Origin of the sequence: Roseibium sp., from assembly GCF_965233565.1 — a bacterium.
GTDB lineage: Bacteria > Pseudomonadota > Alphaproteobacteria > Rhizobiales > Stappiaceae > Roseibium.
On sequence record NZ_OZ247494.1, the window covers coordinates 4,007,197 to 4,020,290 of the forward strand.

General features: G+C 57.9%; 10 protein-coding genes, 1 pseudogene and 1 riboswitch. Of the genes and pseudogenes, 8 read left to right on the forward strand and 3 right to left on the reverse strand.

Features of this window, described 5'->3' with window-relative positions:
• Positions 1–48: 48 nt before the first annotated feature.
• The 3 genes from ACO6TG_RS18430 to ACO6TG_RS18440 form a co-directional block, all read right to left on the reverse strand.
• A complete protein-coding gene (locus ACO6TG_RS18430) occupies positions 49–1,644 on the reverse strand; it encodes a glycosyltransferase (RefSeq protein WP_422374532.1) in 1,596 nt (531 codons plus the stop codon).
• Complete coding sequence (locus ACO6TG_RS18435) at positions 1,644–3,257, reverse strand: HlyD family efflux transporter periplasmic adaptor subunit (RefSeq protein WP_422374533.1); 1,614 nt, start codon at positions 3,255–3,257, stop codon at positions 1,644–1,646. The genes ACO6TG_RS18430 and ACO6TG_RS18435 overlap by 1 nt, the downstream gene beginning before the upstream one ends.
• Positions 3,258–3,475: 218 nt before the next feature.
• Complete coding sequence (locus ACO6TG_RS18440; RefSeq protein ID WP_422374534.1) at positions 3,476–5,371, reverse strand: calcium-binding protein; 1,896 nt, start codon at positions 5,369–5,371, stop codon at positions 3,476–3,478.
• Between the two features lie 484 nt (positions 5,372–5,855).
• Positions 5,856–6,073: riboswitch (cobalamin riboswitch) on the forward strand.
• Positions 6,074–6,231: 158 nt separating this feature from the next.
• Here ACO6TG_RS18440 and ACO6TG_RS18445 point away from each other — a divergent pair.
• The 8 genes and pseudogenes from ACO6TG_RS18445 to ACO6TG_RS18480 all read left to right on the forward strand — a co-directional run.
• Positions 6,232–7,029 carry a DUF4198 domain-containing protein gene (locus tag ACO6TG_RS18445; RefSeq protein WP_422374535.1) on the forward strand — a complete coding sequence of 266 codons (798 nt, stop codon included), beginning with the start codon at positions 6,232–6,234 and terminating at the stop codon, positions 7,027–7,029.
• Between the two features lie 26 nt (positions 7,030–7,055).
• On the forward strand, positions 7,056–7,682 hold the full coding sequence (gene cbiM / locus ACO6TG_RS18450) for a cobalt transporter CbiM (RefSeq protein ID WP_422374536.1): 627 nt from the start codon (positions 7,056–7,058) through the stop codon (positions 7,680–7,682).
• The gene (locus tag ACO6TG_RS18455; RefSeq protein ID WP_422374537.1) at positions 7,679–8,317 is read left to right on the forward strand and encodes a cobalt ABC transporter permease; all 639 of its coding nucleotides are present in this window, start codon (positions 7,679–7,681) and stop codon (positions 8,315–8,317) included. The genes cbiM and ACO6TG_RS18455 overlap by 4 nt, the downstream gene beginning before the upstream one ends.
• Positions 8,318–8,320: 3 nt before the next feature.
• The gene (gene cbiQ, locus ACO6TG_RS18460) at positions 8,321–9,118 is read left to right on the forward strand and encodes a cobalt ECF transporter T component CbiQ (protein WP_422374538.1); all 798 of its coding nucleotides are present in this window, start codon (positions 8,321–8,323) and stop codon (positions 9,116–9,118) included.
• Positions 9,102–9,758, forward strand: a complete 657-nt coding sequence (locus ACO6TG_RS18465) for an energy-coupling factor ABC transporter ATP-binding protein (protein WP_422374539.1) — start codon at positions 9,102–9,104, stop codon at positions 9,756–9,758. The genes cbiQ and ACO6TG_RS18465 overlap by 17 nt, the downstream gene beginning before the upstream one ends.
• Before the next feature lie 256 nt (positions 9,759–10,014).
• Positions 10,015–10,512, forward strand: coding sequence for a GNAT family N-acetyltransferase (locus tag ACO6TG_RS18470; protein ID WP_422374540.1), 498 nt, complete (start codon positions 10,015–10,017; stop codon positions 10,510–10,512).
• 334 nt (positions 10,513–10,846) lie between these two features.
• A complete protein-coding gene (locus ACO6TG_RS18475) occupies positions 10,847–11,191 on the forward strand; it encodes a hypothetical protein (RefSeq protein ID WP_422374541.1) in 345 nt (114 codons plus the stop codon).
• A gap of 1,341 nt (positions 11,192–12,532) precedes the next feature.
• A pseudogene (locus tag ACO6TG_RS18480) lies at positions 12,533–13,078 on the forward strand (calcium-binding protein); the annotation flags it as partial.
• Positions 13,079–13,094: the final 16 nt, after the last annotated feature.

Below are 13,094 nucleotides of genomic sequence, written 5' to 3' on the forward strand. Positions count from 1 at the left end.
CAGAATTCGGAATTTCGGTTTTGCAAAATGGGAAGATAGCGCCGCGGCTCAGGCGGACAGGCCGAGCACGTGTGAAACCAGACGTGCGCTGGGCGGCTCGATCAGACCGGCCATCAGACAGACGCCCAGAAACAGCATGGTCACGTAGAGCAGCGTCAGATAGCTGGCCATCCAGTTCTGAAGTGTGGCGATCAATCCGTCGCCTTCCCCGGCACGCTGGTCGCCACGATTGGACCAGCGCTGCTTGGACAGGCGGAAGATGCAATAGACCTTCACCGAAGCGTTGATGAGCTGGTTGAAATAGAGAATGAACGGATAGCTGAGATCGACCTTGCGCGCGTATTGATAGAGGAACAGCGACAGCAACATGCGCGTGATGCAGATGAAGACGACATAGCCGAACACGTAATAGGGATCGAGCAGCACCGAGGTGGAGACGGCCAGCACCGGACTGACCAGCATGGTCCACATGGAAACGCGTTGATCCAGAAGGCACCACCAGATGAAGAACGGCATGCGTCCTGGACCGAGTGCCAACGCACGCGACCCGTTGCGCAGCATGTTGCCCGACCAGCGACGGAAATTCTGCACCATCCGATCCATGCCGGAGCCTTCGATCACCTCGACCGTGTAGCCCATGGCATCCGGCACATAGAGCATGCGGCAGCCGGATTGCAGCATGTAGTACCAGGTGCTCTTGTCGTCTCCGGACAGAAACCGGAACTTGCCCCAGAGCCAGTGCTCCAGATGGTCGGCCTCCAGAAGACGGATGAATTTCAACTTGGTCAGGTGATTGGCCCGGAACACGGACATGCGGCCTGTCAGCGTCAGCACGCGGCCGGAAAGCGAATGGGACTGCATGGCGAGGCGGCGCTGCGCAAAGCGCATCGTCAGCCAGTTCGCGATCCAGCGCGGACCGATGCACAGCACTTCCTCGTCCGTCGTGCAGGCCTGCAGGTCCGGGTAAAGCTTGAACAACGGCAGACAGGCACCCACGGCGTTCTTTGCGAGGATGAAATCGCCGTCCATGAAGATGATCAGGTCGTCATCCTCGACCTCTCCCCGGCTCATCGCCCTAAGCACGAGACCGATGGCAAGACGTTTGCCGGGTTGGTTCTGGCGCACGACATGCAGCGTCACGTCGAGATCCGACCATTCGCGGATCAGCAGATTGGATATCAGCTCTTCGTCATAGCGGTCGCCTGACCCGAGCCAGATCGTGCCCGGCACGCCGGCGTCGCGGATCTCACGGCAGATCGAACGAATGACCTTTTCCGTGATGTCGCGATGTTCCTTGTAGGTGGTCATCATGAAGTGGAGATGCCGGGGCCGCCAGCCGTCTTCCCAGACCTTCTTGCCGGCATCGCGCATGGACGGGTAGACGAACCTGCCGTAGATCCACGCGCGCACGGCGTGGGTGAACCACCAGCCATAGCGCCAGATTCCCAGGATCCCGATCACGAGCGTGATCTCCCGCGTGGCCGGGCTGAAGAAGACGTTTTCGACAGTGGTCAGGCCGATGAAACAGACACCGAAATAGAGGGTGATCTGGAACAGCGCAAAGGGTGTCCATTTCGCCCAGCCTTTTGGCTGATGCGTGATTTCATCGACATCATAGGTAAACGACTTGCCTGTCGGCTCCATCAGAAGGCCTCCAGAAGCTGCTGGGTCGTGCGCCAGACCAGGTTGTTCCGGTGGCGTTCGAAATAGACCACGACCGGTGTGCCGCTCAGCGGCAGGGCTTCGCCCACGGGTGTCAGCTCAACCTTGGCCGACCGTGCATCGGGCGCCCGGAAACGGTAGGTCTCGGACACTTCGTCGACAAAACCGGCTGTCCGGTCGATGGCGCTGACTTCGGCTTCGATCCAGCGTCCCTCCGCCGGAAGATAAAGCCTGGCGGGGGTACCGGTCCGCACCTGCAGCACTTCTTCCTGGGTCAGGAAGGCCTGCACTGTTTCAGCGCCGACTTCTTCGAGAATATAAAGCGGCTCGCCCTGTTTGATGGCGGCGCCCGCAACCTGCGTGGTTTCGATCAACCGCCCGGAAACCGGCGCGGTCACCGTCCTGGTCGTTGACTTGGCCTGCAGACTGGCGACCACCGTTTCCTGATGCGCCTTTTCAGCCCGCAGGCGAGCCACCCGTGCGTCCATCTCCGCAAGCCTTCCGGCAAAGGCATTGCCGGTGAAAAGGCGAATGCTGTCGCCACCGGCAATCAATTCCTTCAGTTCCGTTATGTGGATCTTCTTGCGTTCCAGGTCGGAGATGACGGATTCCAGTTCGAGCGCCGCAGCTTCAACATCGTCCGCACGCACCAGGCCCTTTGCGGAGAGGTCGCGCATCCGCTCGACCTTCAATGCCGCATTTTCTTTGGCAAGTTTCATCCCGACGAGCTGGGATTCCGCCTGGCGGACATTGTTGCGGGCCACCAGCGCATAGCCTTCGGCCTTGCGCTTTTCCTCAACCAGGAGGGTCTGTGTTTCAGCGAGTTCAGCAATCGTGGAGGCCAGAACAGCCTGCGCGCGGCGCAAATCCGTCTCGACGCCGGTGTCTTTCAGTGTCGCGATCAGCTCACCGGCGCGGACAGTGTCTCCGGGGCGAACGCTTGTGTCCGTTACCATCCCGGTGACCGGGGCGGTAAGTGTAATCCGTTCTGCGGCCACCACCGCGGACGGCACTTCCAGCCGGAACAGCGTGGCGAAGATGTAGACGCCGACATAGCCGAATACGAATGCCCCCAGGGCAAAATAGAACAGCGTCATCACGATCTGCTTGATCGGCCAGCGCCGGACCGGCATCACATCGACCGGGTTGGGGTCAGGTTTGGTCGGCACCGGGGTCACCGGTGTGTCGATGCGCACGATCGTGTCGGCCACATCGGTCATCTTGCCACGGACCAGATCCTCGATGAAATGCTGCATCAACGCGTTTTCGCGTTCACCGAGCTGCGTGAAGCGGAAGGCAATGTCACCACTGGTCTCGCATCTGACAACCGAAGCCTCGGCTTTCAGCGTGATGTTGAAACCCTGGAAGGGAAGCGTGCAGAACAGCGTGTGTTCTGAGCCTTTTTCGGGAAGGTCATTCTCCGGCATCCGGAGACGGCAGCCGCCAAGACCCCAGTCGACAGCGTCGAAGGTCGCACCGTCCAGCGTAACGCGCATGGGCGCTGTTACCCTGTAGTGCAGCCTCTGGCTGGGTCTTTCGTGAATGATTTCCACCGGCGCGCTTTCCCAAAAAGTGTCGACGCCGATGTTTTGCAAGCAGTGGGCCATCTTGGAAGGACGGCGCCAGGAGAAGGGGGAGAATGATAAGTTATTGAATTTATATATATTTTGTTGGGTTGAAAACAGGGCTTTGCAAAATGGGAAGTGAGAAAGACGTTTTGAGGCCGGTTGATGTTTTCGAAAATGCAAAACGCTTGCGGGTGAAGAAAGAGAGACCGGGTTCGTGTTTTGAAAACGCGAACCCGGTCTGTGGCTCAGAAGAGGAAGCAGTTGCTGTCGTTGAGCGACGTGATGCTCTGGGAGCCGACATCGTTCAGCGTGCAGACTTCCTTGTAGGAACCATTACCGTTCAAATCGACCGACAGTGTCGTGTCATCGCCATCGGCAACCGCAAGGAGACGACCGAGGAAACTCTCGTCATCCAGTGATCCGGCCAGGTGGCTGAAGTCGAGCAGGTCGATCCCGATCTCGAAGTCGGTAATGACATCGGTCCCCGACAGGTCGTAGCTGCGGAAGACGAACGTGTCGTTTCCCTCGCCACCAGTGAGCGTGTCGGCACCCTGCAGGCTTCGGATCTGATCGTCGCCGGCACCGCCGTCAATGACATTGACACCTTTTGAACCCTTCAGGATGTCATCGCCACCACCGGACTTGATGTTGTCGATGAATTTCAGCGTGTCGGTGCCGATTTCCTGTCCATGTGCTCGCTTGTTGTGAAGCGAGATGGACAGGTCGACATCGAAGTCGGTGTAGTCGACGGTGTCATTGCCCCGGCCGCCATGCATCATGTCGTTGCCGGCGTCACCAAAGAAGGTGTCGTCATCATGGCCACCATAAAGCTGGTCGTCTTGGTGACCGCCGCGGAGCTGGTCATTGCCGGCACCGCCTTTCAGGACATCTTCGCCGTAACCACCGATGAGAATGTCGTCACCGGATCCACCAATCAGCGTGTCGTCATCCAGACCGCCATCAAGCGTATCATTGCCTGTGCCTCCATTCAGCGTGTCTTCACCGCTTTCACCATAGAGAACATCATCGCCGTTGTTGCCATTGAGCGTGTCACCCTGCTGGCCGCCATACAGCGTATCGTCTCCGGAATTGCCGTAGAGCTTGTCCGAGCCCGACCCGCCATAAAGGGCATCGTTGTCACTGCCGCCGTGCAGGTCGTCATGACCGTTGCCGCCATAGAGCTGGTCATTGCCGGACCGGCCATGCAGTTCATCCGCACCGTCTCCTCCGTAAAGCACGTCGTTATCGCTGCGGATGATCACCGGTGTATCGTCGCCCGGCCCGGGAGCCGGATCGGTGCCACCGGTCTGCTGCTGATAATGGGCATTCAGCAGCAGTGCGTTGGCGATGCCGATGTCAACGGTGAAGACGCTGTCGTCAAAATCCCGGTCGCCGCCGTTGAACAGGTCCTCGAAGCCGAGCGTGATGGTACCGGCATCGGTCTTCAGAACGCCGGTCGTGTGCAGGATGCCGTCCGGATTGAGCCCGACCGTGTCGCCATAGGCCGACGTGTGGTAGGGATCGGTTTTGATCATGGTTCGCGTTCCGTCCGGCGCAATGTGATAAAGGCGCGGGGCGGTGCTGTTCAGGGTTGCGACGGTTCCGTCAGCCTCCTGAAACTCCAGGGATCCGTTTTCAAGGTCGAGACCGGAATAGCCGCCATTGCGGCTGTAGCCGTTGGAGATGATGAAAAACGCGATCTGGTCTCCGGACTGAACGTCGAGAAACTCGCGGGACTGACCCTGAATAAGGTTGCCGCCGCTGCCCTGCAGCGAGGCGTTCTCCCAGATGAATTTCACGTCGGTGATCGTGCCGTCCTCGGCGACCTTGTAGTAACCGAAGGTGTTTCGGTACCCGGCGGTTTCGCCTTCGAAGACAACGGAGACCGGATGATCGTCGGCAATGGCGACGGAGGTTATCTGCACCAGGTTCGGACCACCGGACCCATAAAGCGTGTCATCACCATTGTTGCCATAGAGCGTATCGTCGCCAGTGCCTCCCCAGACCTCGTCGTTTCCGTTGTGGCCCATCATCAGGTCATCGCCGAAACGGCCGGACATGACGTCAGAGTGTCTTGTGCCATTCAGCACGTCATCTTCATTTGTCCCGATCATGGGACGTGTTGCGGGCAAACTTGCCATTTTTATACTCCCTTGCTGATGCGCGATTGCGCAATCCAGCCGGAGCGTTGCAAGGTGGGCGCCATGATGCGTTGAAATATGAGGAAAAATTAAAGTAACAAATTCAATAGTTTGAAGCGTGAACTTGCTCTTTGAGGTGCTGTGTCTTTTTGAAAACGCAAACGCTTTTCCGTTTTGCAAACAGGACAGATTGTCGAAACAAGGCACGCACGGACGGGTCATACGCACCAGCAATCAGGGATGTGGCCGGGGCAGTTTGTTCCCGGACCGGTCTGCGCTCGACGCGACGAAACAGGATCCCTGCACGGGCGGTCCCCGTTTGTGCGCTGGGCTTGGATTGCGTACCGAGAACGAAGGTCAGGACGCGGTTTTTCGTAACCTGTCCGCTGTTCCATCGGCCGGGTGTGGCACAAGCGAGCGGATTTGCATCAGTTGGCGCCGGTATCCGACCACCGGAGAGATTGACAAGCGAGATCAATCGGGTCCAATAAGCAGCGTTATCGGTTCTCGGGGCCAGGACTGGCCTTGGGATTAAAAGGGAACACGGTGAGGCGTACCCAGTAGGGACCAAAACCGTGGCTGCCCCCGCAACTGTAGGCGGAGAGCCGGGACCGACTATGCCACTGGCGCTGCAAGCGCCGGGAAGGCCGGTTCAGGCAAAGACCCGCGAGCCAGGAGACCTGCCGCTGATCGTCATGGCCTGCCAGGAGCAGCGCCCTGACACCGCAACCGGACGCCGGGGTGAGCGTCACGCGGACAAGCGCCAGGTTCACTCCTCAATCGCTTCCCGCTTCCGTCCCCGACCGTCTTTCAGTCGACCCAACCGGCACCTGCCGGTGGCCCATTGAGAGAGACGACATATGACACTTCGCAAGCTCGGCCTTGGAGCCCTTTGCGCAGCAACGATCCTAAACCCCTTCGCAGCCCAGGCGCATTTCCTTCTGGCCTATACGCCAGAGGTCAACCTGGAAAAGGCCGGCGACCTGCCGCTGAAGCTCATCTTCTGGCATCCGTTTGAAAACGGCCATGTCATGGACATGGAAACCCCGCTCGAATTTTACGCCGTGCATCGCGGCGAGAGATACGACCTGAAAGGCACGCTCAAGCCGATCACTTTCACCGGTCAGGAGAACGAGGCGGCCGCCTTTGACGCGACACTGCCGGTGAAACGCAGCGGCGACTATGTGCTCGTCGTCGAGCCGGCTCCCTATTACGAAGAGAGCGAAGACATCTACATCCAGCAGATCACCAAGTCCTATGTGAACCGGAACGAAATTCCGACCGACTGGATGGAGCCACAAGGGCTTGCGACCGAAATCCTGCCGTTGAACCGCCCGACCAACATCGTTGCCGGCTCGACCTTCACCGGCCGTGTTCTGGCCGAGGGCAAGCCCGTTGCCGGTGCCGAGATCGAAATCGAATACATGGCGGCCGAACCGGACATGGAGGAAAACAAGCCGCAGGAAGCCACTGCATCTCCAATGCCAGGCGGTGCTGTCGTCGCGATTTCCGATGAAAACGGCTATTTTACCTTCGGCATCCCGAAGGCCGGTTTCTGGGGTTTTGCTGCACTTGGTGCCGGTCCTCAAAAGGAATATGAGGGCAAGGAACTCAGCCAGGATGCGGTCATCTGGGTCCGCGCCTACGACGTCGAATAGGACGGAACCGGACGGAGGGAGAGCCGATGCATATTGTCGACGGCGCCTTGTCGACTGAAGTCGTCCTTGCCGGGTCGATCCTGGCCGTGGGCGGTGTCGCGCTCGGGCTGCGCAAGCTGCCGATGGAAAGGATCCCCGCGGCAGGCATTCTCAGCGCGACCTTCTTCGTGGCCTCGCTCATTCATGTGCCGATCGGTCCGTCCAGCGTCCACCTGATCCTGAATGGCCTTGCCGGGCTCGTGCTCGGCTGGGCCGCCTTTCCCGCGCTTTTTGTCGGATTGCTGCTGCAGGCCGTGTTCTTCGGCTTCGGTGGTGTCACGGTGCTCGGCGTGAACACGCTGAACATCGCCCTGCCGGCAGTCGCGGTCTATTACCTCTGCCGCTATGGCGTCGCCTCGAAATCGGACGTTGCAGCCGCGATCTGGGGCGGCATCGGCGGTGCGCTCTCCATCGTGCTGACAACCGTGATGGTCGGCCTCTCGCTGGCCTTCAGCGGTGAAGAATTTGTTCCGGCCGCCAAGCTTGTCTTTGTCACCCACATGCCGGTCATGGCGATCGAGGGCCTTTTGACGGGCTTCGCGGTTTATCTGGCCCGCAAGGTCAAACCCGAGCTGTTCTTGAGCTCGGAACCCTCTTCCGGAGGCGTGCGATGAAATACGCAAAGATCCTCGGCACAGCGCTCCTGTTTTTGGTCACGTTAGCCGGACACCCCGCCCTGGCGCACAAGGTCATCGTCTCCGTCTTCGCCAGCGGCGAGACAATCGAAGGCGAAATCGGCTTTTCCAACGGCGACATGGCAACCGATACGCTGGTTGAAGTGTTCGACGGGGATGGCAACAAGCTCGGCGAGGTCACAACCGACAGCGACGGCTTCTTTTCGTTCAGACCGTCGCAGCGCGTTGTGCATGTGTTCAGGGCCAATCTCGGTTCCGGGCATGTGGCTGAAGTACGCATGGAACTGGAGGAACTGCCCGACATTCCAGGGGGGCCCCAGCCCGCTACTGGGGCGGACAGCACTCCTGTTGTCGACACGAGCGTGGCCGGCAATGTCCATGAAAACGAGACCGCTGCCGTCGCTGCGGCCCCGATGATCGCGGCGGCCCTTGAGCAAAACCGTGAAATGCTGCGCGAGATGATTCACCGTGAGGTCACACCTCTGCGCCGCGAACTTGCGGCCTACAAGGAAAAGAACGACCTTCAGACGATCCTGGGCGGGATCGGATACATCTTCGGGCTGTTTGGTCTTTTCTTCTACCTTGCCGCCCGGCGCAAACTGGCTGGTGGATAAGGCATGGGGCATCTCGTCTCCTCCGGACCAAGGGTCCTCATCAGCGCCGACAGCGCCAGGTCCAACCGCACGCTCGATCGGCTGGATCCGAGAAGCCGCGTCCTGGCCGCGATCTGTTTCGCCATTGTGATTGTCAGTCTGAAAAGCCTGCCGGTGCTGGCGCTCGGCTTCGGCCTGTCCATTGCGGTCCTGCTGGCGACACGCCTTCCGCTGAAGGCAACCCTGCGCCGCATGGCGGCGATGGACGGTTTCATTCTGTTCATGCTCGCACTTCTGCCCTTTACCGTTCCAGGCACACCGCTGTTCTCCGTCTTCGGCTTCGGTTTCTCGGTGGAGGGCCTGCTGCGTGCGGTCGAGATCGCCCTGAAGGCGAATGCGGTCATTCTGATGCTGATGGTGCTGGTGGGCACACTTGAACCGGTCACGCTCGGACACGCGCTGCATCGGCTGAAGACCCCGGAAACGCTGGTGCATCTTTTGATGTTCACGGTGCGCTACATCAGCGTGCTGCACCAGGAATATCTGCGACTGCGCAGTGCCATGAAGGTGCGCTCCTTCCGGCTGCGCAACTCGCTGCATACCTACAAGTCGATCGGTTATCTCGTCGGCATGATGCTGGTGCGGTCTATCGACCGGTCGGAGCGCATCCTCTCGGCAATGAAATGTCGCGGGTTCAACGGGACTATTCCCCTGCTTGATACAATGCGGTTCACCGGCCGCGACGCCTGGTTTGCGGGTCTTGTGCTGATGGCTGCGGCAACGCTGCTTGGTCTGGAGTGGAAGATTGGCGCCTCTTATTGAACTGACCGATCTGCATTTCGGCTATCCGGGCCATGACCCGGTCCTGCGCGGTGCCTCTCTCCGACTTGCAGAAGGGGAACGCCTTGCCATCAGCGGTCACAACGGTGCCGGCAAGAGCACGCTCTTGCGCATGGTGGTCGGCCTGTTGAAGCCGGACCGGGGAACGGTTACCGCATTCGGCAAGGCGTGCCGGACGGAATCGGATTTCCAGACCGTGCGGCGCCGGGCGGGGTTCGTGTTCCAGGACCCGGATGATCAGCTTTTCTGCCCGACCGTTGCGGAAGACATAGCCTTCGGTCCGCTCAATCTGGGCAAGAGCCGGGACGAGGCGACCGAGATTGTCGACACGGTTCTGCGCGATCTGGACCTGATGGTTCTGAAAGACCGCATCACATACAAGCTCTCCGGTGGTGAAAAACGGCTGGTGAGCCTGGCCACGGTCCTGGCGATGGCGCCGGATGTCCTGCTCCTGGACGAGCCGACCAACGCCCTTGATGAAAAGAACGAAGCGCGGCTGATCGAGATCCTGCAGGGCTTGCCCCAGGCCATGATCATCGTCTCCCATGACGCGGACTTCCGCGGACGGCTTGGCACACGCGCCGAGCGCTTGGAAGACGGCATTCTGGTGGATCGGCCCTGAGAGGCGGGGCGTAGCTGCCGGAACCTTCGGAAGAGGGACCGCACATATGCGCCATCGGCGCCATGTTTCAGCGCATGTTGGAAAAGGGCCGGCAGCTGCGAGCTGTGTTGCGGACGGAACCGAGTTCCGGTCGACAGAAAGCTCTTTGCTTCGCGGCCCCCCCTTGATCCTGGTTGCGCAATCCAATCATTGGCCGGCTTGCATTTTGCCGTTTCTTGCCACCTGTTAGGCAAAAAGCAGGCCGGCGGAGGAACGCATGAGGATAGAGCCGTTCAGCGAAGAGCATTGGCGGAGATTTCGCGCTGTTCGGCTCCGCGCTCTGGCGGACACACCAGACGCATTCGCACGGACGCTTGCGGAAGAAACAGCCTTTCCCGAAGCGGACTGGCGCCGGCGCCTGACCTCCGGTGCAAAAACATTTGTCGCAGTTTTGGGCGATGAGGATGTTGGACTGGTGACCGGTGGCGCCTGGGATGGCCGCCACAAGACGGCAGGCCTGTTCGGCATGTGGGTGGCCCCGGAAGCGCGTCACCGCGGTGTTGGAAAGGCGCTCGTGTTGAGCGTGGTCGACTGGGCCAAATCCGCTGAATTTGAAGTCCTGGTCCTTGACGTCGCCGACGACAATCGCCCGGCGATCGCGCTCTATGAGCGGGCGGGGTTCCAGCCGACGGGAAATGTCGGAACGCTGCCGCCGCCGCGTGAGTATGTGAAGGAACATGAGCGCTCGCTGTTGCTGTGCCGGCGCGAGGTCTGAAACGTTTGGAGACGTGCCCACTCGTTGTGGCCGGAGCTTGAGGAAGGTCGCCTCCGAAAGGGAGGGAACACAGGCGCTCAAGGCCGAAACGGGGTTTTGAGGGTCGCACCCGGATCGCAGCAAACACGCCTGCCATCTTTAGCCTGTGACATGGTTCACGCCGATGAATGCCCACGGCATTTTTGAAAGCCCGCTGGTCGTTCTGGCGAGCGCAGTGTCGTGGCCGCTCCAACACTGCCGACCGGGGGCGCAATGCCCAACTTGGCCAATCGCACCGAATGCCTGCTTGTCTTGTATCGGACGTTACTTGCGAGTGGCCGACGAGGTCATACCCATGATCGGGGCGCCGGCCACATCGTGCTTGCTCCAAAGCATCGAAAACGAAGGTGGCAAGCGTGGTCCAGCCGACGTGCCTGCCAATGATGCGCCGGAATTGCGTCTTGAACGGGGGGCTTGTCGGGTGAGCACCTTAAAAGGGGAGGCAATTGGCGATGAAAAGCTATTGCGCGAAATGACGGCGAACGTCTTCGCAGGCCTTGTGCATTGGGCGGTATCAGGTGTGGAAAATGCATGTGTTTCAATGTCGCAAATGGATGTCGCGAGCAACGCGCAAGCTCCGGAATCCGCAGCGTTATATTCCAAAAACAGTCTTGTTTTTAACAGAAATATTACACTCTGAGAACGAATTGAATATATTTACAACCAGTAAACGGCATGTCAGATTGCGCTTAACTATTAAGGTTGGGGCGGTTTTTGCCAATGGGCGTCGTGGGCTTCCGCCTGAGCTGAAAACCGTGGGGCAAAGTCAATGTTTCATGAGGCAAATCAGATATTTATGAGCGGTGGTCACGAGGATTCGCGTTTCTTTCAGGTTCATCTATGTGTTGACCGAAGCCCGGCGGTTGGAGTCCCGGAAGTTGAAATGCGCATGTCCCTGACACGCTTTTCCGTTTCTTGTCGAAGATTTAATGCCTACTTTTGAAAATAAAAATATCAGAAGAATAGATGAAATAAATCAACCCTAAGAATACTATTGAATAATTTATGTCTAAATGAATTTGATGATGTTTATTTTTATGATCCTAGGTAATTTTGCTCGTATAGCGAGTAGTCTATTAATGAAGAAGTGTCGTGAACGGTTAATGGTGGTCAAAATGCAGTCAAGACAGACCTTTTTTTCTTGCCAGGTGTGTCGCTCGCAAAGCCCGCCCTGGGGCGATTAAGTCAATGGAGCCTTGCTGACAGAGTTGGTGAAGTCCGACGCTAAGAAAAAGAGGCCTCTGAAAGAGTGCCGAATTAAGAATTGCAAATAGAAAATGCTGAATAGGGATGTTTGAAAATGGGCGCTGCTAGCGAATATTATTTTCCTGAAGAAGAAAATAATAAATTATTGGATAGTTTTACAAGTTCCGCAATAGCTTTCGTTACAGCTCTCGTTGAAGGTAAGCACGAGCAAACGCAACAATTCGGCGTAGTGGCCAAGATTGTAGGTAGGGCAGGTGATTTTTATGAAGCTGTTAATGTTTGGCAGGATGGTGAAAATATTTGGGTTGCTGGAAGTCGGTACTCTATTGAAAAAGAGGGTATAGCTGCTGCTTCTATAGCGCTAAGAGGTCTGGCCGTAGGTTTAATTGGCGCGGTGGGTGTGCCTATCGCTGCAGGTAGTACAGCAAGTATTGTTGTGGGAGCTGTTGCGATTGGTGTTACTACTGTCTTGTACGAATTGTTTGCCTCTGATTACGTGGAAGATGTTTGGGATGATCTCTGGGGCACGCAAGATGTGCGTGTTGAGCTTACTCAAGCTGGGAAGTTGCTTGGTGGCGCGAAATACAAGGACAACTTGGATGGCACTCCCATGGAGGCTGTCGTGGATCTGCTCCGCGAAGCCGAACGCAGGGGCGAGCTGGGTCAGCCGGATATCGCGACAAGAATTCAAATTTATGAAGCGGACGAGTTAAAGCACACCGTTAAGTTCTTGACGGGGGAGCATCACAACACCGATCCCTATTTTGAAATGGCGATGTTGTTTGGGTACTCTTCCAGCGAAATTAAAAACTGGTCGGTGGGAGATGCCAAAAACAAAGATCATCTCGCATTTTACAAACCAGGCAATCAAGACGGATTTACACTTGCGCTAGAAGGCGAAGAGGTCTCGATCCAGCATCGGGTCTACCAAGAGGGCAGTGCTGCGACCGTCGCATTTAAAGCTGTTTCCGCTTCCGCTTTGTCTTTCAAGTCTGATGATGGTGGCGCCCGCTTGATCATCAAGGACGGTGATGGGTCCATCGTTTTTGGCGGTTATGGCAGTCAGACGCTCAAGGGAACCTCAGGTGTTGACTACCTGCATGGCGATGGCCTGAGAGCTGATTCCGATGTGTCTGGATCCGACACCCTCTATGGCAATGGTGGCAATGATTACCTCTTTGGTGGCAAGGGCAGCGACCATCTTTTTGGCGGGGACGATGCCGACCACCTGTTCGGCGACGAAGGCACCGACACGCTCGACGGCGGTGAGGGTGAACATGTCGACATCATGGTGGGTGGCAGCGGAAAAGACACGTTTATCGGCGGCCTCGGCAAAG

Coding starts and splice junctions, on each gene's coding strand:
- ACO6TG_RS18445 (WP_422374535.1), top strand. CDS start 6,232: ATGACACTTCGCAAGCTCGGCCTTGGAGCCCTTTGCGCAGCAACGATC.
- ACO6TG_RS18475 (WP_422374541.1), top strand. CDS start 10,847: ATGATCGGGGCGCCGGCCACATCGTGCTTGCTCCAAAGCATCGAAAAC.
- ACO6TG_RS18455 (WP_422374537.1), top strand. CDS start 7,679: ATGAAATACGCAAAGATCCTCGGCACAGCGCTCCTGTTTTTGGTCACG.
- cbiM (WP_422374536.1), top strand. CDS start 7,056: ATGCATATTGTCGACGGCGCCTTGTCGACTGAAGTCGTCCTTGCCGGG.
- ACO6TG_RS18440 (WP_422374534.1), bottom strand. CDS start 5,371: ATGGCAAGTTTGCCCGCAACACGTCCCATGATCGGGACAAATGAAGAT.
- ACO6TG_RS18470 (WP_422374540.1), top strand. CDS start 10,015: ATGAGGATAGAGCCGTTCAGCGAAGAGCATTGGCGGAGATTTCGCGCT.
- cbiQ (WP_422374538.1), top strand. CDS start 8,321: ATGGGGCATCTCGTCTCCTCCGGACCAAGGGTCCTCATCAGCGCCGAC.
- ACO6TG_RS18430 (WP_422374532.1), bottom strand. CDS start 1,644: ATGGAGCCGACAGGCAAGTCGTTTACCTATGATGTCGATGAAATCACG.